Annotated in this window: 18 protein-coding genes; 7 read left to right on the plus strand and 11 right to left on the minus strand. The window is 47.1% G+C overall.

Translation table 11 applies throughout. From position 1 onward, the window contains the following. From QZ918_RS25685 to QZ918_RS25695, 3 genes are all read left to right on the plus strand, one after another. Positions 1–2,355: CHAT domain-containing protein (locus QZ918_RS25685; RefSeq protein WP_293340010.1), on the plus strand; the 2,355-nt coding region annotated here is incomplete at its 5' end. 219 nt (positions 2,356–2,574) lie between these two features. After that, positions 2,575–3,000, plus strand: a complete 426-nt coding sequence (locus QZ918_RS25690; RefSeq protein WP_293340013.1) for a hypothetical protein — start codon at positions 2,575–2,577, stop codon at positions 2,998–3,000. Between the two features lie 201 nt (positions 3,001–3,201). After that, entirely contained in the window at positions 3,202–4,527 is a 1,326-nt protein-coding gene (locus QZ918_RS25695; protein ID WP_293340016.1) for a hypothetical protein, read from the plus strand. 183 nt (positions 4,528–4,710) lie between these two features. On the opposite strand, the gene QZ918_RS25700 is transcribed toward QZ918_RS25695, so the two are convergent. Continuing rightward, the gene (locus QZ918_RS25700; protein ID WP_293340019.1) at positions 4,711–6,768 is read right to left on the minus strand and encodes an elongation factor G; all 2,058 of its coding nucleotides are present in this window, start codon (positions 6,766–6,768) and stop codon (positions 4,711–4,713) included. A 299-nt stretch (positions 6,769–7,067) separates the two neighbouring features. Continuing rightward, positions 7,068–8,981, minus strand: coding sequence for a heavy metal translocating P-type ATPase (locus tag QZ918_RS25705; RefSeq protein ID WP_293340022.1), 1,914 nt, complete (start codon positions 8,979–8,981; stop codon positions 7,068–7,070). A 464-nt stretch (positions 8,982–9,445) separates the two neighbouring features. Here QZ918_RS25705 and QZ918_RS25710 point away from each other — a divergent pair, with 464 nt between their 5' ends. Beyond that, complete coding sequence (locus tag QZ918_RS25710) at positions 9,446–10,546, plus strand: precorrin-8X methylmutase (RefSeq protein WP_293340025.1); 1,101 nt, start codon at positions 9,446–9,448, stop codon at positions 10,544–10,546. 190 nt (positions 10,547–10,736) lie between these two features. Here the strand turns inward: QZ918_RS25710 and QZ918_RS25715 are convergent, their stop codons facing one another. The 3 genes from QZ918_RS25715 to QZ918_RS25725 form a co-directional block, all read right to left on the minus strand. After that, a complete protein-coding gene (locus QZ918_RS25715; protein ID WP_293340027.1) occupies positions 10,737–12,848 on the minus strand; it encodes a DNA-binding protein in 2,112 nt (703 codons plus the stop codon). A 242-nt stretch (positions 12,849–13,090) separates the two neighbouring features. Next, the gene (locus QZ918_RS25720) at positions 13,091–13,795 is read right to left on the minus strand and encodes a Uma2 family endonuclease (protein ID WP_293340030.1); all 705 of its coding nucleotides are present in this window, start codon (positions 13,793–13,795) and stop codon (positions 13,091–13,093) included. 173 nt (positions 13,796–13,968) lie between these two features. Continuing rightward, the gene (locus QZ918_RS25725; protein ID WP_293340032.1) at positions 13,969–14,964 is read right to left on the minus strand and encodes a ribonuclease III domain-containing protein; all 996 of its coding nucleotides are present in this window, start codon (positions 14,962–14,964) and stop codon (positions 13,969–13,971) included. A 487-nt stretch (positions 14,965–15,451) separates the two neighbouring features. On the opposite strand from QZ918_RS25725, the gene QZ918_RS25730 reads away from it, so the two are divergent. Beyond that, positions 15,452–15,637: a hypothetical protein gene (locus QZ918_RS25730; RefSeq protein WP_293340035.1), complete on the plus strand. Its 186-nt coding sequence runs from the start codon at positions 15,452–15,454 to the stop codon at positions 15,635–15,637. Positions 15,638–15,775: 138 nt separating this feature from the next. Here the strand turns inward: QZ918_RS25730 and QZ918_RS25735 are convergent, their stop codons facing one another. The 4 genes from QZ918_RS25735 to QZ918_RS25750 all read right to left on the minus strand — a co-directional run bounded on the left by QZ918_RS25735 (position 15,776) and on the right by QZ918_RS25750 (position 19,003). Continuing rightward, on the minus strand, positions 15,776–16,468 hold the full coding sequence (locus QZ918_RS25735; RefSeq protein WP_293158004.1) for a hypothetical protein: 693 nt from the start codon (positions 16,466–16,468) through the stop codon (positions 15,776–15,778). A 150-nt stretch (positions 16,469–16,618) separates the two neighbouring features. After that, a complete protein-coding gene (locus QZ918_RS25740; protein ID WP_293340038.1) occupies positions 16,619–17,287 on the minus strand; it encodes a DUF7847 domain-containing protein in 669 nt (222 codons plus the stop codon). 29 nt (positions 17,288–17,316) lie between these two features. Continuing rightward, complete coding sequence (locus QZ918_RS25745; RefSeq protein ID WP_293340040.1) at positions 17,317–18,096, minus strand: PP2C family serine/threonine-protein phosphatase; 780 nt, start codon at positions 18,094–18,096, stop codon at positions 17,317–17,319. A gap of 244 nt (positions 18,097–18,340) precedes the next feature. Beyond that, on the minus strand, positions 18,341–19,003 hold the full coding sequence (locus QZ918_RS25750) for a vWA domain-containing protein (RefSeq protein ID WP_293157995.1): 663 nt from the start codon (positions 19,001–19,003) through the stop codon (positions 18,341–18,343). A gap of 297 nt (positions 19,004–19,300) precedes the next feature. Between QZ918_RS25750 and QZ918_RS25755 the strand changes: the two genes are divergently transcribed. Both QZ918_RS25755 and QZ918_RS25760 read left to right on the plus strand, forming a co-directional pair. Then, complete coding sequence (locus QZ918_RS25755) at positions 19,301–19,903, plus strand: Uma2 family endonuclease (RefSeq protein ID WP_293340043.1); 603 nt, start codon at positions 19,301–19,303, stop codon at positions 19,901–19,903. 52 nt (positions 19,904–19,955) lie between these two features. Then, on the plus strand, positions 19,956–20,195 hold the full coding sequence (locus tag QZ918_RS25760; RefSeq protein ID WP_293157989.1) for a DUF6737 family protein: 240 nt from the start codon (positions 19,956–19,958) through the stop codon (positions 20,193–20,195). A 223-nt stretch (positions 20,196–20,418) separates the two neighbouring features. Here QZ918_RS25760 and carB read toward each other — a convergent pair whose 3' ends face one another. Then, a complete protein-coding gene (gene carB, locus QZ918_RS25765) occupies positions 20,419–23,730 on the minus strand; it encodes a carbamoyl-phosphate synthase large subunit (protein WP_293340072.1) in 3,312 nt (1,103 codons plus the stop codon). A gap of 523 nt (positions 23,731–24,253) precedes the next feature. Further along, positions 24,254–24,484 (minus strand): hypothetical protein, encoded by a 231-nt coding sequence (locus QZ918_RS25770; RefSeq protein ID WP_293340046.1) that lies wholly within the window; start codon positions 24,482–24,484, stop codon positions 24,254–24,256. Positions 24,485–24,561: the final 77 nt, after the last annotated feature.

The raw sequence follows: 24,561 nt of genomic DNA on the forward strand, positions 1-24,561 counted from the left end.
TACGAGAAAGCCTTAGAAATTGACCCCAAATACCACTATGCCTGGAACGGGCTGGGCAATGCCCTAAAAGGTTTGGACCGCTACAGTGAGGCGATCGCAGCCTACGAGAAAGCCTTAGAAATTGACCCCAAATACCACTATGCCTGGAACGGGCTGGGCAATGCCCTAAAAGGTTTGGACCGCTACAGTGAGGCGATCGCAGCCTTCGAGAAAGCCTTAGAAATTGATCCCAAATTCCACCATGCCTGGAACGGGCTGGGCAATACCCTAAATGATTTGGGCCGCAACAGTGAGGCGATCGCAGCCTTCGACAAAGCCTTAGAAATTAGAGGCGATCAATACTGGCAAGCTTGGTTCAATAGAGGTTTCGCGTTTCTCAACTCCGGGCGCTACACTAAAGCCATTCAAAACTGGGATGAAGGCTTGCAGAAATATCTCCCCAGCAACCGCGACTATCGCCTCGCTTGCGGCAGATTGCACAACGAAAAAGGCAAGGCACACTACATACATGGCAAACAAGCAACCACTTATTGGGCATTTTTCCACAAAGCCAAAGCCAGCTACGAACAAGCCCGCGAATTTTTGAAATCTCCCCTCATCCCAGAAACTTATTTAGAAGTAATGCAAGGCTTAATTACCGTCTGCCGCAGCTTGGGAGATCCCAAAACCAGCCAATACCTTGCCGAAGCTACCACCGTCTTAGAAAATCTAATTTTAGACAATGAAACTCATCCTGAAATCAAACAGCGACTCCAACGCAAATTTGTCGGACTTTACCAATTAGAAGTTGATATCCTCGTCGAGGCTGGCAAGAAAGCAAACGCCCTGGAAAAAGCCGAATCCCGGAAAAACTTGTGCCTGCAATGGATGCGCGCAACTTCACAAAACCGCACCAACAGCCCGACTTATCCCGAAATCCGAGACTTGCTGGCAAACAACACCGCAACCGCGATAATTTACTGGCATCTCAGCCCGGTTTCCCTGACTGCTTTTATCATTACCACAGACAAGTTTGAAACAATCTCCACACCAATCACCGATATATTCGCAAAACGCAACAGTCAGAGTTTAGAAACATGGCTAGAAAACTGGAAAACCAACTATCAAAATTACTGCCAAACTACCAACAAACAGCAAAGCAAAGAATCCCATCCGTGGCGCGAGTCAATGACAGCGCAATTGCCACAACTCGCTGACATCCTGAAAATTCCCGAAATTTGCACGCACCTTACGGGTATTGAACATTTAATCTTGATTCCCCACCGCGATTTGCACCTGTTGCCGCTAGATTCGCTGTTTCTGCCCTTGGAGGGGGTAGGCACGGAGGGGGTAGGCACGGGGGCGCTACCCCTACGGAACGCTGGTGGGGTAGGCATGGAGGGGGTAGGCACGGAGGGGGTAGGCACGGGGGCACTACCCCTACGAAATCCTGGTGGGGTGGGCACGGAAGGGGTAGGCACGGGGGCACTACCCCTACGGAATCCTGGTGGGGTAGGCACGGAGGGGGTAGGCACGGGGGCACTACCCCTACAGAATCCTGGTAGGGGCAATCCCCCCGTGGTTGCCCCCATAATCCGTTCGATTACCCGCCTTCCCAGCGCCCAAATTGCCATCCAACAGCAACAGCAAACCCCCACGGAAATTGCACCCAATTCAATGCTGATGGTAGAGCACTCCCAAGGCAAAAGCGCCTTAAAATTTACCCAAATCGAAGCAGCCGCCATCAGTCAAATTAACCAAACTAATCGTGCCTCCAATGCAGCCACCAAAACCGAAATTATTCAAGCCCTAAAATCCAATAGTGGCATCTTTCATTACACAGGCCACGCCTACCACAACACCGAAAAGTCCGAGAATTCCGCCTTACTTTTAGGCACCGGCGAAGAATTGACATTGACCGACATTTTACAGTTGAAATTAGTTGATTATTACCTAGTCTGTCTCAGCGCTTGCGAAACTGGTATTACCAAGAAAGGCGAATTAATCGATGAATTTGTGGGCATAGCCAGCGGCTTTTTGCCTGAGACTAATTATGTGATCAGCACTTTGTGGCGAGTGGACGAACGTTCTAGTGCTTTGTTACTGATTTATTTCTACCAGTTATGGAAGCAGGGAATCCAGCCGCCCGCAGCCCTGCAACAAGCCAAAGATTGGCTCCGAGAGCTCACGAATGGTAAGCTAGGAGAGTGGTATGCGGGCGAGTTGTTGCCTTTGCTGAGAGAGGCTGAGTTTGACAATATCTTTTTCTTTGAAAGGGAAGCCTCACGACTGCAAAAAAAATTAGCTAAAATAGATGAGAAACCCTACGAGCACCCTTACCATTGGGCTGCTTTCACTATCACCGGCAACGGCTAATATCAATTTAATGGGTCGTTCCATATATCTCGATCCCCCTAAATCCCCCTTAAGAAGGGGGACTTTGATCGGAATCTTGTCCCCCCCTTCTTAAGGGGGGTTAGGGGGGATCAGATTCTATGCAACTTCGCCCAACTCTTCATTTTAAAATAAGGTGTTGAGTTTCATTATTGCTCTACCCAATCTACTTTATCCATTACCCGCAACGGCTAAAATAATATGACTTCTACACAAGTTACTTTATCGGGATTCGATCAGTTTGCGCCGAAAGCTTTTTTAATCGCCCTCGCGAGATTTGAAGCACCTCTTTCGCCTGAGTTGATAGCTGAAGTGAATGAAGTTGGTGCTGCTTTGGTGAGTGGTGAGTTACAGAAAGCGGCTTTGCTTGTTGATATTGCTCAAAAAGATGCGGCTTTTTCTGAGTGTTTTAATGAGGCTTATGAGGAGTTGCAGGAACTCGATGAGTCGGAGGAAAAGAATAAGTATTTGGCTGAGTTGGATGAGAATACTCCGCCGCGAGAGACTGATGATTATAATAATTTTTTGGCGCCTCCTTTGACTGATCCTAATCCGCAGAGTGTGGCGAGGAAGTTGTTCGGAAAGGCTAGTGATTTGGTGGAACGGGTTTATCGGTTGAGGTTTTGATTTGTTTAGTGGCGCATTGAGACTCAAGAAACCGGGTTTTTTCCGAGGTTTAAGATAATAAGCCAAGATTGTCATAAAAACCCGGTTTCTGGCCCCTCGAACCAAATCTAAGAAACCGGGTTTTTGCCGAGGTTTAAGGTAATAAGCTAAGATTTGGGAAAAAACCCGGTTTCTACCTCCCCACCATCAATAAAAGATTTTATGCTCAAATTAGTTGACCCTACCCTAAATTTATTTAGCTACACTCTCAAACAAGGGTTGGGTGTCGGCGAACCGGAAACTCGCAAAATCTACATCAAATTTTTAGATGCTTTAGCTGAACAACTTCACCAACAACTAAATGTTTCTTTTACTCCCCAAGAAAAACAAAAATTCCTCGCGTTACAGGAGAAAATAGTAGCCGATTTACCTTTCACAGGAAATCTCAACAATCATCCAGTCAAAGGGCGCTACCGCCGCTGGAATGTGAGCGATAATTACCAACTTTTGCTGGATGCTTATGTCAATGATAAGTATGAAAATACACAAGTTATTAAACTGATTGAAAGTTTGCAATCTTTAATTATTCCACCGCCCAAGTTGGAAAATATTGGCAAAACTTGGATGCTTTCAGGCTGGCTGGAATCTGGGGATGATTTGGAAAAGGAAGAACTTGCAAAACAGGTTTACAAGTCTTTGTTTACAAAAGATGGTGTTCCTCAAGGAAGTGGTGAGTTTTTAGGTGGGAAAGTATTTGAGTTTTGGGGCGACAAGATTGAGGATAATTTGCAACTTTTAGTGATTTTGTATCCCGATGAAGCTGCTTTTCGGGAATGTAGTAATTTTTATGTAAGTTGGCTGGATTTGCTGTGTTACCGCCATAAGATTATTTGGGCTTATGAGAAAAGTCTAGTTTTAAAGGATCGGTTGGTGAATAATTACAACCAAATTGTGGAGATGCGGAATACTTCTCGGCTGAATCTCCAGAAGCTGATGGAGGCGATGGGGAAGTTGTCTGAGTTTGCGATCGATCTTAATTACCTAGAGTTACAATTTAGCACAATTAAGGTGAATCTGGAAAAGTATCAGACTAAGTTGACTGCAATTAAAACTCAGGCTAAACCTACGGATGATTTGCAGTTTTTGCAGGATTTTTGGGACAAGGCTGAACAACTCTATCCTAAACAAATCCAAAAAGATATTGACAATTTTCGCCCTTGTTTGGAAATTTTGCGGAGTCTGACTGATACAATTAGAGGTACGGTGGAGATTCGGAAGGCTGAGAGCGATCGCACTTTTCAGACAATCGTCGGTATCGTCGGAGTCGGATTGTCAACTGGCGGGACTGTAGCTTCGGCGGCGGCTGGCTTCAAAACAGAAATTGAGGCAAATCCTACTATCAATACTGCCATAAATACCTTGGTGCCGATTTTTGAGCCTGGTTCGGGATTGAGGATAATTATGGGATTTAGTATTCTATCTGGGGTGACTGCTAGTCTGCTGACAGGGATAATTATAGCTGTGTGTTCCCGAATTTCTCGCCGTTAGTTTCGGCGATGGAAATCACATTCATCTCTTAGTCTGCGGAGGCAGACTTTGTTTGTGTAGTAGCGGTTTCAACCGCCGAATTATCTTTGACACGGATACAGAGATTAATTATCGTTTGTAGTAAGGACTTTAGTCCTTATTCGCTAAAAGATTTAAGAAAAAACTGAAGTCCTTACTACAAACTTAACTTTTACCGTTTCCGTTGCCGTTTCCAGTAGTTAGCAAAACTCGCTTAGCCAAAGGTTCCGGTACTTCTTGCAATCGATCGAACTCCCAGTTAAAAAATCCGACACCCATCGTCTGCGATCGCAATTCTACAATTAAATCCTGCATTTCCGCGATCGGCAAATAAGCCGAAACTGCATCCCATCCCTTCCAGTCTGCTTTACCCTCATAGCCGAGAATTTGACCGCGATGTCCGCTGACTAATTGCAACACTTTTGATGTACACTCGTTGGGAGCGCAAATTTCAACTTTGGCGATCGGCTCTAGCAAAGTTGATTCGCACTTCTCCATCCCGGACTGCATCGCCAACCGCGCCGCCTGTTTAAAAGCTTGTTCTGAACTATCAACAGAATGATAGGAACCGTTTGTCAGAGTTACCGATACATCTACCACGGGGAAACCCAACGGGCCGCGATCCAAATATTCGCGCACTCCCACTTCAACGCCGGGAATATACTGTTTTGGAACGACTCCGCCGACTATTTTGTCGCTGAAATTGAAGCCTTCTCCGCGAGGCTGCGGTGCGATATCGAGGTACACGTCGCCAAACTGTCCGTGTCCGCCGCTTTGGTGTTTGTAGCGCCCGTGAATTGATGATGCGGGTTTGCGGATGGTTTCTTTGTAGGGTACTTGCGGTAGGTGAGTTACCATTGGTAAATTGTACTTGCGGCGCAACCTGTCTAAGGCTACTTTTAAGTGGATTTCGCCTTGACCCCAAAGTATAATTTCGTGGGTGTCTCCGTGCTGTTCCCACACTAAAGATGGGTCTTCTTCTAATAGTTTAGCTAAGGCAGAACTCAACTTAACTTCATCGTTGCGCTTTTCGGGGACGATCGCCAGTGCGTACACAGGCGAGATGATTTCTGCTTTTGGTAAGAATTCGTCTGAACCCAGCACATCGCCTGTTTTCAAGCCTTCCAGCCTGCCTACAGCCACAATTTCTCCGGCACTGACGGACTGCAAACTTTGGGTTTGCTGGCCGGTCAAGCGGTACAAACCGTTAACTCGAACTCCATTCAAAACTGCTCCGTCTGCGATCGTTCCCCGCCACACTCTCACTAACGATAATTTGCCTCCCTGCGGCGTGTAGTAGGTTTTGAGGATTTGACCGAGAACCTTGTTTTCACCTTGTATAAAACCGCGCCTTTCTGCTGTAGTTTCCGGTGTTGGCGCTTCTTTGAGTAAAGCTTCCAGCAGAGGCCGCACGCCGAAATCTTGTTCGGCGATACCGATGAATACGGGCACTATTAAATCCGCGCCTAATTCCATCTTGAAATCGCGGGTAATCTCTTCAGCATCGGGATTGATTTCTTCGAGCAATTCTTCCAGTAAACGATCGTCAAAATTGGCTAATTCTTCCAGCATTTGCTGGCGCGCTTCGTGCTCTTGGGCTTTTAGATGTTCGGGAAGCGGGACGGGATCTGCGGGTGCGCCGGAGTGATAGTGGTAAGCTTGTTCGGTTACTAAGTCGATAAAACCGATGATTTGTTCGTTTTTGCCGATCGGGTATTGGTGAGGTACAATTGGTCTGCTAGAAACAGATTTGAGCGCGTTGAGAACCTCGGTGAAGTTGCTACCGCAGGTGGTTTCGTCTGTGCAAGCGCGATCGATCTTATTGATAAAAACTAGGTGGGGAATTTCCCAATCGTCGAGGAATTTGAACAGCGGGGCGAGGGTTAAAGTGCGATCGGCAACTGGTTCGCACACAATCACGGCTGCATCGACACCGATAAGTGCATTGTAAGTTTCTTGGGCAAATTCGATCGAGCCGGGACAGTCAAGAAATGTGAAGCGGACGTTTTCGTATTCGGTGCTCGCGACGTTTACTTCTAGGCTCATTTTGCGATCGCGCGCTTCTGGCGAACTGTCACCTACCGTATTACCATCCTTAGCATTACCTTTGCGAGTAATTGCTCCTGTCACCGACAGCAAACTTTCGAGAAGTGCGGTTTTACCGCTTAAATATGGGCCAACAATTGCAACGTTTCGCGTGGCCCCAATGACTTTGTGGTTCATATTGCCTCCAATCGAAAACTTGTTTTCAATTGCTCTTGGTGCAATGAATTGAATATCATTTTCCAGACTGTTTCTAGGTAAATTTTTATTGCAGTCTAGAGCAATTTTAGGTTTTGGTATGATTCAATACTTTTGACACTAGCGTGTTTTGAGTAATGCGATCGCAAATTGTAGTTTTTCTTAATATTTGGATTTTTTTTACCGCAGAGAGCGCAGAGAGCGCAGAGGAAGAGAAGAGAGAGAGGAATAATTTTGATGAAGGGTGGATTTTAGATGGCTCTTCCTCTGTGTCGATTTGTCTAGTTTCTCAGCAGTCGCAAGCCGCTTAAGGTTACGATTACTGTAGACCCTTCGTGGCCGATGACGCCGATCGGCATTGTGATATTTCCGAGAAAGTTAGCAGCCAACAACAGTATAATGCAACTGAGTGCGAAAACAATGTTTTGTTTGACTACTTTTTGAGCGCGGCGGCCCAAACTAATTGCTTTAGCTAATTGTTCTAATTTATCCGCCATCAATACTATATCGGCAGTTTCTAAAGCTACATCGCTGCCTGAAATCCCCATCGCAATTCCCACGGATGCTTGGGCGAGGGCGGGGGCGTCGTTGATACCGTCTCCTACCATTGCGACGGTTTGATACTGGGTTTGCAGCTTTTTAATTAGGTGCACTTTGTCTTCGGGTAAAAGTTCGGCGTACACTTCATTGATTCCTAATTGACTGGCGATGTATTGGGCGGTTTGCTGGTTGTCGCCTGTCAGCATTACGATCTGTTCTATTCCTAATTTTTGCAGGCGTTTGATTGTGGCTGCTGCTTCCGGGCGGACTGTATCTGCTACTGCAATGATTCCTAAAAGTTCATCTTTCTTTGCTACCCAAACAACGGTTTTTCCTTTGGCTTGCAACTGATGACTTATTTCTGTCAATTCCGAAGTTGCTTTGACAAAACCTGCTTTACCAATGGCGATGATTTGATTGTTAACTTTACCGACAATTCCTTGACCGATTTTTGCTTGTACGTCTGTAGCACTTGACAGCGGTAACTGTTGCTGATTTGCGGCTTGGACAATTGCTTGGGCGATCGCGTGTTCGGAATGAGCTTCTAGAGCCGCAGCCAATTGCAGAACTTCTGTTTGAGTATATCCGACTGCTGGTACAATTTGGATAACTTGCGGTTTTCCTGTGGTGAGGGTTCCAGTTTTGTCAAAGGCGATCGCCCGAACTTGACCTATTATCTCCAATTGCGCGCCGCTTTTAAACAAAATTCCCTGTCTCGCGCCGTTAGCAATCCCCGAAAGCAGCGCTGGCATAATCGAAGCCATCAGCGCGCAGGGAGATGCGACTACTAAAAAAATCAGCGCCCGATAGATGGTGTCTTCCCAATTCCAGCCCAAAATAAAGGGCGGCAAAGTTGCTAGCAGCAATCCTAAACCGACAATCAATTTAGCATAACCGCGCTCGAACTTTTCGACAAACTGCTGAGAAGGTGGCGCTTCGGTTTGCGCTTGTTGCACCAGCCGAATCACTCGCTGAATCAAACTGCTTTCTGGACTTTTGTGCACTTCCAATTGTAGCGCGCCGGCACCGTTAATCGTGCCTGCATAGACTTCATCGCCCGCTGTTTTTTCCACGGGCATCGATTCGCCCGTAATTGAGGATTGATTCAAGGCGCTGTAGCCTTCAACAATTATTGCATCTGTGGGAATGATTTCTCCCGGCTTGACTAAAATACGATCGCCAATTGCCAATTTGTCGATCGCAATTTCTCGTTCTCCATCGTACATTAGCACCCGCGCAGTATCCGCAGTCAAGCTCATCAAACTGCGAATGCTCCGTTCAGTCCGCTGCATAGCATAACCTTCCAGGGCGCCGCTAATTGCAAAGATTAAAATTAAAACAGCACCATCCACAATTAAATGATATTCTCGCCGCCACAGCCCCAAACCAGCCGCGCCCAAAGCAGCAACAATCATCAACAAATCTACATCTAATTCGCGTTCTTCAAGCAGTGTAGTCAACCCTTCGCGGGTGCTGGAATAGCCGCCGATTACGTAAGCAGCGGGCAATATTAACACCGCTAAGCCCAGCCAACCGACTTGTAGGGCGATCGAACCCAAAATTACTAGAATTCCGCACAGGGCGGCAGTCACGGCATCGGGATGTTCTTCGGCGAGGCGCGAGAGGCGAGAAATGGGCAAGGAATTGGGAGTCATTGGGAAAATTTGATTTGGTAGAATGACTCCTGTAGCCTAAACCTTGACATTAATGTCAATGTCAAGAGTAAAACCAAAATAAATTAAGCATCTATGAGTTGGGAGATCCGATGGTTCAATCCGCTACTCTGAAATCCCACCAGGGGTTTTTAACCCCTGTCTCAAAGCAACAACGGTTCGTAGTGCGGACTTCAGTCCGCTTTCCGTAGTGCGGACTTCAGTCCGCTTTCAGGCTGCGGGCTGGGCGTTGCTTAATCAGGGTATGAAAATGGATAACTTGAAAATTTAGATGATTGACTGACTGGCTTGTTTCATTTTTTCACATTTAATCGTTAATACCGTAAATCAGCAATGCTGCGGACTGAAGTCCGCACTACGAACTAATCTTGATTTTGCGGACTGAAGTCCGCACTACGAACTAATCTTGATTTTGCGGACTGAAGTCCGCACTACGAACTAATTTAATGCAACAATACCTAACAATCAAACAACTTACTGAAGCCGTAAAAGGCACAATTACACCTCGGATGGTGCGACACTATCATGCTTTGGGGCTGCTATCTCCGGCCGTGCGATCGACTTCTAACTACAGACTGTACACCCGCAGCGACGTGCAAAGACTTCAAAGAATTGTCGCACTCAAGCAGCAAGGCTTTCAACTTTCTCACATCCGCAAACTCTTAGAAACAGACGCCGAGGCTTCCCCAGACGCAGTGATGGCGACTCTCCAACGACAATATCTGTCGGTAATTCAGCAGATTGTGCGCCTCCGAGAAACGGCATCAGCCCTCGAAGGATTGTTGGGGCGGGATCTTTCGTGTCAAGCGGTGCAAGCGGGCGCACTGGCTCAATTGAGGCTGTTGGAGGCGGAAACGGAGGGTGGATTGGGACAGTTGGAACAACTTTGGGATGCTTGGGATGCGGGGGCCCACTCTCACCCGGAGGCGTTTGGGGAATCGTTGCAGCATTTGTTGCCGGATTTGAGCGATCGCTCGGAAATTGAGGTAGACTTGCTATCAAAACTGGTGTTAGCATCCGGTGATTGTTCGCTGCTGCCGTTTGTGAAGTTGAGCGAAACGGCGATTAAATCGGCGCGGGAAGCTTTGAAAAATCGGTGTCAAATTGTAGCTGACGTGCCTCCTGTTTTTGCTGCTTTGGATGGCACAAGATTGGCGCATTTGGGAACAAGTATTACAACTTTAATTGATGAACCGCATATCAATGCTGCGGCGGAAGCTGAACAAGAATTCTGGCACGAGCGCGAGTGGTTTGAAAAATTATTGAAATTGGAAAAAGGCTGTATAATAGTAGTAGGATATGCGCCGTCTGTGTTGATGGCGGTTTGTGAGGCGATCGCCAACGGGCAACTACAACCGGCTTTGGTAGTTGGAATGCCGATCGGCTTCAGTCATTCTCCGGTAGCGAAACGTCGCTTAGTGCGATCGGGAATTCCTTATATTACGACGGTGGGGACTTTTGGCGGCGGGTTGTTGGCGGCGGTTGCTTTGAATGCTTTGGTTGAGTCTTTGATAGAAAAGCCGAATTGTCACTGTCATCTGAAGTGAAAAGATGCAATTATCTGAAACTTTCCTGGACTCACCTGGCGCAAGATAAAAATGAATTATTAGGTACGTAGTTGCGCTTCAGCGCTCTTACTTATATATTGAAAGAGCGCTGAAGCGCAACTACATACCTTAGATTCGATCGCGATCGCAACTAGAATCGCAAAAAAACAAATTGAAGCCTTAAATCAAATCACCACTTGCCCAGAGCCCCCCAAACAGCACCCGAAATTACCCCCCAAATTGCTCCCAAACCAGCCCCGACGATCGCACCTACGACAGGCGCCAACTGCACCGGCACCCCACCGCTGAGAGCCGGAAACACCGCACATACGCCCGCCCCCAACACCGCACCTGCAAAAGTCGCCAAAAAACTGCCCCAAATCGCACCCAAAGCCGCACCCCGAATTCCCGAAGGCTGAAACGACACCGGCAGCTTCGGTGCAAACCCGCAAACACCCAAAAAACTCCCAGAAATTAAACCTCCGAGCGCACCCACACCCGCCGCCACAATTGCCACACCCAGCAACAAACCCCCAAACTCGATCGCCGGCCGCATCTGCCCGTTATATTGCTGCCAAACCACCAACCCAGCACCCAGCAAAACACCAGCCCAAGTCCCCAAAAACGTTCCCCAAACCGCCCCCAAAAAGCCTCCCCGCCGGCCCCACACCCTGCCCACCGGCTGCGCCAGAGGAGGCCCAAAACCTGCCCAAACACAGCCCCAGAGAGTCCCAACCCCCGCACCCGACAAAATCCCCTGCCCGATCGCCGGATTGTCACTAATCGCCCCAAACACCACACCGCTGATCGCAGCCAAAAAGAAAGCCCCCCAGAGAGTCCCCAGCAAAACTCCCCCCCACTTCCGCCAAATCTGGTTCGGCGATAAAGTGAAAATGCCCCACATCATCCCAAAAAAACTGCCCCAAATCGAACCAACAAAAATCGCCCCCAAAATCGCGCCGCCGCCCTCCGCGATCGCCGAAAAAATCCCCGCCACCGCCGCCAAACACAAAGTACCCCAAACACCACCCCAAGCAGCATCCTGAACAATCCGCTCAAACTTGGTAAGGGGAACCTGAGGCGCCGGAGTCCGACTCCGAGAAGGAATCGGTAGCATCGGCACTTGATAGTTGCCCAGTTGGCGCGGCAGCCCCGTCGAGGGCTGTTGCCGGCGCACTGCGGTCTCCCTTACGGGGGGCGGTGGTAACGGCTTTTTACGCTTGGTTGTGGCGGGCTGCAAGTGCAATCCGTTGCTGACTGCCTGCCGCGAAGGAAACGGATCTCGGCCTTTGAGGAGTTTTGCCCGATCGCACCAAGGGCACCGACTGAGATGATTTCCGTATTTGTGCTGGGAGTTTTTGCTGCAAGTAATTAGAGAATCTTCGGCTTCCCGAATCGCATTCACCCAAGTTTTTGCATCCGGGCGCGCCGACGGATTCCCGTGCCCTTCCTCAAAACAGCGGATAAACATCTGTCGCAGTCGGGGATGCAGCATCTCGAAAGGCGGCGCTGCGGGCATCGGGCGGTAGGGTATCCGCTTGGTACCGCTGGGGAAATGGCCCGATCGAATTCTGGCTTCCAGAGACGGCGGTTCCTCGCTACCGAGATACACTCCCGAAAACGGATGCGTACCTTCCATTAACAGTTGAAAAATTAATACCCCCAAACCGAACAAATCGTGCTCGGGAGCTCGATCGATATCGCGGAAAGTCTGGCCCTGCAATTCCGGCGGTGTAAACTCGGGTTTCCCCACGGGACACCGATAAACGTAACCTGTATAAGGATCGCGCACTTGAAACGAATCCGTATCTACCAGCGTTACTAAAGCCGTATCCGTGACAAGAATATTCGACTCGTTGACATCGCCGATGACGTAACCCCTGACGTGGAGGGCATTTACAGCCGAGGCGAGGTTTCTGGCGGTGCGGTGGAGGTAAAGATAATTAAATAGGGGTTTTTGTTCGCGCCTGGTTTTGGGAGTGTAGAAAGTGTGTACCGGCAGCACTTTCTTAACGCGCGGCATCACAAAACCGACGATTTTTTCGCGCCCGCCGACAGTATGCAGCAAATCGAGAGGCCAAGCAATTGAGGCGTGTCCCGGTTCCGCGATCGGTGCATCCGGCGGCATACTGAACATGACTGTGAGTTTGTCGCCGTCTTCGTCTGTCGGTTTGTGGTAGATTTTTGCTACCAGGGACGAGTCTTTGGCGATCGGATAGATGCGACCTTGACCGCCACTGGCGATCGCGCTGTTGGTGTCGATCGCAATCAGTTGTCCGCTAAATTGGCGTTGCAACTGCATAGAATTCCGTTAGGGGATAGAGGATTTGAAAGTCAACAGCACTCAATACATTTGACCTGTAAAACAACCATTATAAGGTTCGTAGTGAGGACTTCAGTCCTCTCTCACTGGATGCGGACTGAAGTCCTCACTACTAACCAATTTTATTGTGGTTGTTTGTGGGATGGGCATCCTGCCCCTCCTGGAAAACTCAGCAACAGATAAGATGCCTGTTCCACGATAGTTCAATTTTGCAATTGTGCTTAGAGTCGATCGGGCTCTATTCCCATGTCTCGGAGTCTTAATTCTAAGGCTTGCGATCGCGATCGCTCTTGTTCCAGCAGCATTTCTGCCTGTTCGGCCCGCGCCTCGGCTTGCTGTCGCAGTCGATCGAGTTCCACAAAACTCATAAACGGTTCTTGGTTGGCTCCGAACATTTCGAGTCCTGTTTCTGATAATTGAAACCGCACTCCCAATCTCGGACTGATCCAACCGTCCATTTGTTCCATTTGTTCGATCTGTTCTAATTTTTCTTCAACTCTTTGCCATCCTATCAGTTCCAATTTTTCTAGATCGTACAAATAGTATTCTTCCACACCATAGCGTTCGTAAAAATGAAATTTTTGAATCATCGGAGTAAGACGATTTCCCGGCGACCAAATTTCAAAGGCGACTTGCGGTGCAATATTACCTTCGTTCCACTGTTGGTAAGAACCTCGATATCCTTTTGGTGTGCCAAAAACTGCCATCACATCTGGTACTTGGCATAGTTTATTATTTCCTTCCACCGGATACCACAGCAAGTCACCCGCTACAAAAACATTCGGGTCATTTGCAAACAGCAATTCTAAGTTTTCTTTAATCCAAACGATTAATCGAAACTGATCTGTATTGTTTGACATCGGTTCGCCGTTATCGTCGGGGTAGATGACATTTGATTTTTCGGGAGATTGCAGTTGTGTAACCATTGCTGTTTTCCCTAATTTTTTCAGGAGTTAATTTTAGTTTACCGATAAAATTGGGCCTGAAGCCTCGCCCTAAACGGAGGAAATCAAACAAAATGATTCATTGCTCCAATCCTGTTCTATCGACGAAAGAGGTAGCTGTCAACTGTCAACTGTCAACTGTCAACTGTCAACTGTCAACTGTCAACTGATGAACCGCCTATTTCCTCTTCCAGTTCGTCAACTGCGGTTTTGATAAAGTTATCCACCAACCAGTCGCGGGTGCGCGAGAAATTGCTCTCCAATTCCAGGTAATGACTGCCTAATTTTGCCTTAAAGTCTTTGGGGAAAATCTCTTGGGCGGCTAACAGATTTTTCCAGCGGGTTAACTGGCTGCTGTTGCGATCGGGAAAGCGGTTGTACAAATAGTCGATCGCGATCGCCTCTAGAATGTCCGCACCCAAGATTTCCCGGCGTTTTAGCTCGTTTAAGAGCGTACTTTTCGACTGCTGAGTTAGATCGAAGTGTTCGCCGATCGTTGGTTCGATCGACTGCTGGATCAGCCAGTTACCCGCACGCAAAAAATCGCGATCGAATTCCAAGTAAATCGCCCCCGACAAAGCCTCAAAAATCTGGGCTAAAAATCTATTGTACTCGCTTGGTTTTGTTGCTTTCCCGCTGGCGGCTCCCCGACAGAGTTCGTTCAATTTCAGATTTTCGGCAAATTCCGAGAGTTTTTGACTGTCTGCTAAACGAGCTTTTAAGGCTGAAATCGCATCGCAGTCGAGTTCGGGATATTCGCGGTACAGGTAATCGGTAACAACAGCACCGAAAATCGCTCCGCCTAAGAGTGAAAGCCGTTTTTGCTTCACATCTTCCCCAGCCGGAGACTCCTCCTGGCGATCGCAGCGGCTGCTCAAGGCCGTTTCCAGCAGTTCGGTTTGCCCAAAGTCGTCCAGGCCGATCGCTACTTTGACTGCTTCAATATCTACCTGTTTATTTTTGATCTGCTCTAATTCTTCTTCACATTTTGCCCACCTTTCTAACCAATCACCGCCAGCATTTTCCACATACAAATCAACAAAATCAACCCCGTGGTGCATCCAATCATCCTGCATTTTTCGGGCAGCTTCTAGTTCTTCAAAGACTTTTTGTAAATTGCTTTCAACGGTGCTTGTACCTTTTACTGTCATAGTATTGATTTTGATGTAATTTGATTTTATTTCCAACAATTTCAGCGCACTTCAATCTAATCTCAATTCAATTTATACCCAGTTGCTAGTTATTTTACCTGAAAGAATTGGTTTAAAGCTGGAACCCCGATCGGGAGGAATTAAGATCAGACTATTCATTACTCCAATCCTCTTCCTTATGATTGTCAAATGCCCTCAAGCGGTCAACTGTCAATTGTCAACTGAATGAATAGATTGATTGTTTCGGTAAATTTTCCCATTTCTCAGCCAAGAATTCCGGAGAACCTCTATCTTTCACAGGCAGCCATCGGGCCGTGCACCTTACGGCTATTGATTGCTGCGGTAAATCTTCCCGTTGCTGGGCCAGGAATTACGCAGAACCTCTATCTTTTGTAGGGTGCGAATTACACACCTTACCGCTATTGATTGCTGCCCTGAATCTTCTCGTTGTTTAGCATTCGTATCAATTACCTATTACCAGAAAGAATTGGTTGAAAGCCCCAATGCCGATCGGGATAAATTAAAATCAGACTATTCATTACTCCAATCCTCGGACTTAAGGGTAGAGTTCCCTCTCAAACTGTCAACTGTCAACTGTCAACTGTCAACTGTTGAACGCACTTTGCCATATCCCCCCGGGAAACAGAGAATGGGAGGAAAAACCTTGGCGTAGCCTTCGGGCCCAAGGGAAGCGGGCTGATGATTAAGTTGGTGGCATTGTCTAAAATTCTGCAATATGCGAGTTATTCAAAATTTCTTGTTCACCGAATTTTGAGCAGTCGAACTATTCTCAGCAGCAGATCGGGTGAATTTATGGGAATTTAAGGTAACGACCTGCGGGCAAATTATCACTATTATATAATGCAATGTTAACTAACTGGTTCAGGAAATTTGCATCTTTTGTATCATAACTTAAAAATAGTCCTCTGTCAATCCCCCAGCCTTGAAGAGTTTGTTGCCATTTTTGATATTTTTGTTCCGAAAACTCATCAGAAAGAGTAGTGACTTGAATGCAGAGGGGCTGCTGTTGGCGGTTGCTGACGATCGAATCGGTAGCCATAGAAAGATCTGCTACATAGCGATACAAAACACTGCCTTGACGTTCGACTATCCGGGCGGCGATCGCACGAATGACGCCATCGTCAGCCGGATCGAATTTACCCGCCTTGAGTTTTTGTTTCCAGATGTAAAATTTGCGATCGTTTTCACTCAGCCATTTAGGAAATAAATAACTATACCAATACCTTTCACCCGGAGTCATTAACTCAAACGCCGCTTGTCGTTCTCCTTCCGAGGGTAGAGATTGAACCGCCAGCCAAACCTGAGAATCTCGCATAAGCTGTAGCAAAAAAGCCAGCACAAATTTCTTAGCAGTTAGCGAACCGGGTTTAACATCTTTCACCCAGCGATTGATTTCATCCAATCTTCTCGCTAAACTCGGATCTATGAGATCTGCTTCGCTAATTAGGGAGTTGAGCTTATCCTTAATCTCTTGTGCTTGCAAGTGACGACCTACTCTACAGATTAAACCAGAATTGTTGACACCTCGATTTTATTATAGAACCGCACCAAATTTTCGCCACTCATTAAACATCTCGAACAATTGTTGTGGGGCAGGTATCGTGCAAGCCCTTGACTTTATTTGAGGAGATGTCTATTTCATAGTTGTTGCCGATTCCCGCAGGCGCTGGTATAATAAAACAAAATAAACACTCATCAACGGTGCCACTAAAAATCCCAGTACATTAGCCGTAAGCTTAGATGCTAAAGATTTCGCCGTCGGATCGATTAATAGGGAAATCAATATTGTTGGTACAATAACTACAAAAAATATCAGAAAAGTCGATCGAAATATCAACCACCAGCGCCCTTTGGTTAATTCCCAACTGCTGCTAAGACTGTCAAGCGCCGAAGAGTTATCAATGACGGTAGCGTAAAGTGGAAATATTAAGCGATATGATACATACAATCCGGGAATGATTAGTGCAATGAAGCCTGCAAAAATTAGCACAAAAGATATAATATAAACCAAAATAAGTGGCAGCAATCTCCTGTTTGCTTGATGGAAAGCCTCACTCACAGTTACTTGATTTCCTGTCAAACTTCGGTAAGTGTAGAAAATAAGAGATCCCGACAAGAAAGGAATTGCCACGAACCAGTAGATAATATTCAAAGGAATAGCTGCCGAACCCAGACCAACACTATTGAGTACAGCAAATATTAAACTGGGAGAGTTGATAGTCAACTGGGGAGCGTATATAGCTCCCGCAGCGGCAAATGTTTCTCGCAACAAGCTAGTTGCACTAATTCGTTGAGCTGTCATAATTTTTGAGCCGGATTTTTTAAGGGGATTTAAACAGATTGGACATTCCTTGAAAAACTTGCTAACAATAATGTTAAGTCATCATCGGTGCGATCGCACACGCGGGGCGATCGCAAAAACGACTCTAATTGCTCTTTTGCATCCGCATCTTCCTTCGCCGTGCCCGAAAACCGAAACAAAGGTGCAAAAAACGGCCCGTGGGGCGTACCTTCCGGGATTTTGAGAGCGAGCATTTGCAAGCCGTCGGAAAACACAGCCAAGTGACGCAGTTGTTGCCGCATTACCTGAAATTGTGCTGTTTCGATCGCATTTGGCGAAATCAAAAATATGGTTTCATTGATGTATTCGCCGCAGGGAGGTATCGTAAGGGCGATCGCATTTCCCGCACTATCACCCGCCACCGCCGCACCATCGCCAATCTGAGCAACAGCGATCAATTCCGGCGTAGCCACAACCGCAATTAAAGTGCAAGCTAAATCCCTCGCCGCCACTTCCCGGGTTGCGGCTTCCGCTTCCACAGCCGCCCGCGCAACTTGCAGGGATGCGGTAAAAAATACCTGCCATTCCTCGTCACTTTCAGGCTGCAAATCCTGTTGGCAAATCGTTTCCACAACCGCTTCCACAGCAATTTTTGCCCCCACTTCAGCCAGTGCAGCCGAACCCGCGCCGTCAGCTACCGCTGCTACCAAAACACCGTTAGACAAGACGCGCCAACAGTGGGCATCTTGACAGGGTTGCGATCGTTTTTCGTGGCTCGTACCAGTCACCGATGCGGCTACAACTTGCCAATTAAATAATGAATTATCCATTAATAACTCTTGTATTCAAAACTTAGTAAATTCAAAACTATGGAAATTGATTGGGAGCATCTCATTGTTGTAAAAAGCATTTTTATGTAGTGCTGTCCCCGCTCGCTTCTATAGCCAAGCGAGCCGGGACAGCACTTTTAAAGCAAAATTGAGATTCTCCCAATTCATTGTAAGCACTTCGCACCTTACCAATGATTAATGCCAACTGCCAACTGTCAACTGTCAACTGTCAACTGTCAACTGACTAAACAGTTCCCCATCCGGGCGGCGGTAATGCGACTTGTTCGTCAATTTTTGAGTGAGAAACTCTCTGCATACTAGCCGACAGCCAAATGAACATCTCTCGAAAGTCTAATCCTTTCAATTTTACAGGAGTGCGCTCAACAATTTCCGCGAGACGGGAGATATTCGCACCTTCCACACCGACTGCAAAAAAAGCCACGCGCTTGTTAGTTTCTTCCTCTTTAATCCGCTGTGCTGCGATTTCCACAACATCGTCCGATTCGCCTTGAGGTTCGCCGTCGGTAATCATAAATACCCACGGGCGGTAATAGGTAATGCCGTTGTTGCGGTATTCGGATTTGCGGGCGGCGATGGTGTCTAGTGCTAGCTGAATGCCGGCGCCCATGTGGGTTTGTCCTTGGGCTGTCAGCAGCGGTGTCTCGAACTGATCGGCGGTCACGAAGTCTTGCACGACTTTGATATTATTGTCAAAGGAAATAATTGCGACTTCGACTCGCTTTTTAGCTAGTTCATCTTTAATTAAGTCATTCCTAAAAACTTCCAGCCCCTCATTCAAAGCGTCTATGGGTGCGCCTTGCATGGAGCCGGAGGTGTCCAGCAGGAGGACGCAGGGACACCGTGGCTCTGGGTTTTCGGCAAATTCTACGGCTTCGTCTAGTCTCATGGTTCAGGATTGACCTTGGAGTGGCTCGGTTTTTAGCATTGTCACTTTACTGTATCAAGTCAGTAACATATTTAAGTGCAACTTGCTAGGGCGATCGCATTTTACCATTTACGCGAAACACAAGTATAAAATATCAGTGCCAAACATCAGAAGGGCGATTCACGCTCCCGATAGCTTCGCTTCACGATCTTTTGTTCGTCCCCGCTCATGCGCCTCGATCTGCGGTCAAAAAACAAATTCATTCCTGTATGTGGTAATATAGAGTAATAGTATTTATGCAAAACAAGGGTAAATCTTATGATTGAACAAGTCACACAAAAACTGACCTTCGATCAATTCCTTGTAGAATGTCCCGAAGAGGGAATTTATGAACTGGTAAATGGAGAAATTGTCGAAATAATTTCAACTCGAAATCATATTGATGTTGCTGACTGCATCTTTTACTCTTTTCACGCTCAAATCAAAAATCTGAGCTTAAATTATGTAGTAAAAAGCAAAACAGCAATCAGAACCGTCAATAAAGCTGGAATAGAACAAGGGCGGAGACCCGATGTCAGTGTGATCGATCGCGATTCGTGGTATTGCGATCGTTCTGCCTATGCTGCTATGCGGGAACCAATTCAGTTAGCGGTGGAGGTAACATCAATGAATTGGAATGTCGATTATATTCACAAATTTGACGAGTATCAGCGTCTCGGAATTTCCGAATATTGGGTTGTGGATTATTTGGGAATTGCCAGCTCAAAATTCATCGGAAAGCCGAAAACTCCAACTGTATTTGTCCACCTTTTGGATGCAGAAGGCAACTATCAAACAACTGCGTTTAAGGGCAGCGATCGAATTGTGTCTCGGACTTTTCCCGAATTAACGCTGACAGCCGAACAGGTGATGAATGTTTAAATTAGGTTAATGGAGCTAACTGGGTTATTATATATGAAAAATCACTAAAAACATGAAATCTATTTCCGAACAAAAAGCTGTTAGTCCTTGGAATTACAAACCCTGGTGGTGTCAGCCTTGGTCGATTCTTTTGACAGGGACAAGTCTAATTTCTGGTAGTTGGTTTTTGCTAAAAACTGTTTGGATAACTGTTTTAGTCGCGATTCCTTTATTGGCTTGGATGGGATTTTTCTTGTTGGTTTGGCCGAGGTTGATGCTGTCTAGCGGTGCTTTGGATTCTCATTCAGATTAGGTTTTGGGCGGTACGCAGTTTGTATGGTGTGCCATAAGTATCGTAGGTTTATAGCCGAGTCTAGATCCCCCTAAATCCCCCTTAAAAAGGGGGACTTTGAGCATTTCCTATCTACCCTTTAAGAAGAGAGACTTTGAGCATTTCTTGTCCCCTCCTTAAGAAGGGGGGCTAGGGGGGATCTGTGGTCTAAGGATCGAACCGTGTTTCTCACCCTACAATAACTCTACGCTTGCGGGTAATAGTCTTGAATTGCTTTCACTTCCATCGGATGCGATTTGAGCGATCGAATTCCCGATGCTGTCGCCTTAGCGCCGGCTATTGTGGTAATAATCGGGATTTTGTAAGTCAAAGCTGTGCGGCGGATAAAGATGCCGTCGGCGCGGGATTCTTCGCCGGAAGGTGTGGTAATAATTAGTTGGATTTTCTCATTCTTGATGGAATCCAACAAATTTGGCCGCCCTTCGTGCAGCTTCAATTCCAAATCTACCTCTAAACCTTGCTCTCGCAAAACTTTGCGCGTACCGTGGGTTGCGACTATTTTGAAACCCAATTCCAAGAATTCCTTGATTACTGGTACTACTGCTAGTTTATCGCGATCGCGCATCGAAACCAGCACAACTCCCGACTGCGGCATTACTTGGCCGGCGCCGAGTTGAGCTTTGGCGAAGGCTTTGCCGAAATCTGTGTCAATTCCCATGACTTCGCCAGTCGATCGCATTTCCGGCCCTAACAATGTATCAGTTCCTGGGAATTTAGCAAACGGTAGCACGGCTTCTTTCACGGAAACGTGAATTGGTACAATCTCTTTAGTAAAACCTAAAGCTTCCAGAGTTTTGCCAGACATGACTCGCGATGCCATTTTGGCTAGGGGAACTCCGATTGCTTTGGATACAAAAGGTACTGTACGAGAAGCGCGCGGGTTAGCTTCCAAAATGAAAACTTGTTCGCCTTGTACCGCAAATTGAATGTTCATCAACCCGATGACTTTCAAGGCTTTTGCTAGTTCCACTGTCTGGCGGCGGATTGTGACTAAGGCTGCGTCGGAAAGCGTTTGGTAAGGGATGGAACAAGCCGAGTCGCCGGAGTGGATGCCCGCTTCTTCGATGTGTTCCATAATACCACCGATGGTGACATTGCCAGTCGCATCGGCGATCGCATCTACATCAACCTCGATCGCATTTTCCAAGAATTTATCAATTAAAATTGGATGATCCGGTTCTACCAACACCGCATAAGTCATGTAACGTTCCAATTCCGCATCGGAATAAACAATTTCCATTGCTCGTCCGCCTAACACGTAACTGGGGCGCACTACGACTGGATAACCGATACGTTGAGCGACAATCAAAGCATCCTGAAAACTACGGGCTAAACCGTTAGCAGCTTGCTGAATATCCAATTCCCGCAGAATCTTTTCAAATCTTTCCCTGTCTTCTGCCGCATCAATAGAATCCGGGGAAGTTCCCCAGATTTTTGTTTGTACGTCGGGGTGATTTTCGAGAGCTTTTTGCAAAGGAAGCGCCAATTTCAGCGGCGTTTGTCCGCCAAATTGAATGATTACTCCCTCGGGATTTTCCGCCTCGATGATGTTGAGAACATCTTCTTTGGTTAGCGGTTCAAAATAAAGGCGATCGCTCGTATCGTAATCTGTAGAAACCGTCTCCGGGTTCGAGTTGACCATAATTGTCTCAAACCCGTCTTCCCCGAGGGAATAGGAAGCGTGACAGCAACAATAATCAAACTCAATCCCCTGTCCGATCCGGTTCGGCCCGCCACCTAAAATCATGACTTTGCGCTTGGTAGAAGGCAAAACTTCCGACTCCGGCGCCAGACTGTGGCCGACAGGCGAAATCTTCTTTTCTTCATCGCCCAATTCCCAAATTGCTGCTCCCGCTTCGTAGGTGGAATAGTAATATGGTGTAAAGGCTTCAAATTCAGCGGCACAGGTATCAACTGTTTTGTAAATCGGTACTACGCCCAATTCTTTGCGGTAGGCGCGGACTTCATCTTCCGATGTTTTTGTAGCGTAAGCAATTTGGCGATCGCTAAATCCCAACTGCTTTATTTCAAACATTGTGTCTTTTGTCAACTGTTTGAGCGCAGTTCGTTTCAAAAACTTCTCCGCTTCCAGCAATTCCTGCATTTTATCCAAAAACCAGGGGTCAATTGCTGTGAGTTCAAAGATGTCTTCCACGGACATTCCCATCATCATCGCGTGACGGACTGTAAAAATGCGATCGGGATTTGGCGTTCGTAAACCGGCGCGAATTTGTTCCAAACTCGGCAACTTTTCCGGTTTGTCGCACCCGAAACCTGCGCGGCCAGTTTCCAATCCCCGCAGTGCTTTTTGGAAAGATTCGTTGAAGCTGCGCCCGATCGCCATTACCTCTCCTACTGACTTCATTTGCGTTGTCAGAGTCGGTTCGGAACCCGGGAACTTTTCAAAGGCAAATCGGGGAATCTTCGTTACTACGTAGTCAATTGTCGGTTCAAAAGACGCCGGAGTTTTCTTGGTAATATCGTTGGAAATTTCGTCTAGGGTGTAACCTACTGCTAATTTTGCCGCCATTTTGGCGATCGGGAAACCTGTTGCTTTCGAGGCCAAGGCGGAGGAACGAGAAACCCGGGGATTCATTTCAATTACAATAAAATCGCCGTTGACTGGATTCACTGCAAATTGAATGTTAGAACCGCCTGTTTCTACTCCAATTTCGCGGATAATTTTCACCGAAGCATCCCGCAGGCGCTGATATTCTTTGTCTGTCAGAGTTTGGGCCGGCGCGACGGTAATCGAATCGCCGGTGTGAATTCCCATCGGGTCGATATTTTCGATCGAACAAATAATCACTACATTATCTGCCAAATCCCGCATCACTTCGAGTTCGTACTCTTTCCAACCGATCAAAGATTGTTCGATCAAAATTTGCGATACGGGACTCGCATCAACGCCGCCTTGGGCCATTTCTTCAAACTCTTCTTGATTGTAAGAAATGCCACCTCCCGTGCCGCCCATTGTAAAAGCCGGACGGATAATTAACGGATAAGTACCAATTTGGTGGCCGATTGCTTTGGCTTCGTCGAGATTGTTAGCAATTCCCGAAGGACAAACTGCCACACCAATTCGTGCCATCGCTTCCTTAAATAACAGCCTGTCTTCTGCCATTTCAATGGCTGGCAATTTAGCGCCAATTAACTCTACATCGTATTTTTCCAAAACACCATTTTTAGCAACGGCAACTGCTAAATTGAGTGCTGTTTGACCTCCCATAGTCGGTAAAATTGCTTGAGGTCTTTCTTTAGCGATGATTTGTTCGAGGATGGCCGGCGTTAGAGGTTCGATATAAATGCGATCGGCAGTTTCCGGATCGGTCATAATCGTTGCAGGGTTGGAATTCACCAGCACTACTTCATAACCTTCTTCTCGCAAAGCTTTGCAAGCTTGTGTCCCCGAATAGTCGAACTCGCACGCTTGGCCGATAACAATTGGGCCGGAACCAATCAGGAGAATCTTTTTTAAGTCTTGGCGGCGGGGCATAGGTTCGTAATTGGTAATTGGACAGGATTGATGATAAATTTGATATTTTGCATCATTTTTAGAAACAGGCTCTCTGAGCTGTTCCACCAAAAGCTTACTCAAAACAGTGCAAGTTTTGTTGTTAATTTGAAATTGTGCACCATTATCAGCAGTTTACAAGCGGAACCTCGAAACTCCGGCTGACAGACACCGCCAGCTAACGAGAAATATTGATGGGGAAAGGCTGCAGTCGATCGCTAAATCCAGACTATTTTAAATGTTGCGGTCAAATCGTGCTGTAATATACACAATCTTGGTCTGGCGCGCGATCGTGGTAGGGACACGGCACTACCCAAGGAGTGTCAACTTAACGTCAAACCCGCAGTCCGATAGTCCGGCAGGGGCTGAAACCCCTGCATCAAAGCGAAAGTCCTCTCAAAGAGGACTCAAGAACTCATTAGTCCTTTTTGAGAGGACTGTCTTCTATTAGCCAGGGACTTGAGTCCCTGGCGGGCTGGCGGGTGGGCGGCAGGAATCTGGCGGGCTAACGGCTTAAGTTGATACCAATGGGTACTACCGTCTCCTGACTGTGGGAAACGGGTAAAATCCACCGGATGGGATGATGAAATTGCCCTCTAAACCGGCCAAGGATGTGACAATCGTACATCCAGCCGTGCAGGGGCGGTAGATGGAGGGAGGACACCGCACCCTGCCGTTTCCCTACCCGCAAACATCGATCGCCCGCTAAGGATGTGACAATCTTAGTTAGTACCAATCTCTCCCCCTCTCCCCCTCTCCCCCTCTCCAACCTACTAAATGAGGGAATGTGCCGAGTATCAGGTAGAATGTGAA

The organism is Microcoleus sp. CAWBG58 (genome assembly GCF_020883045.1).
Lineage (GTDB): Bacteria > Cyanobacteriota > Cyanobacteriia > Cyanobacteriales > Microcoleaceae > Microcoleus.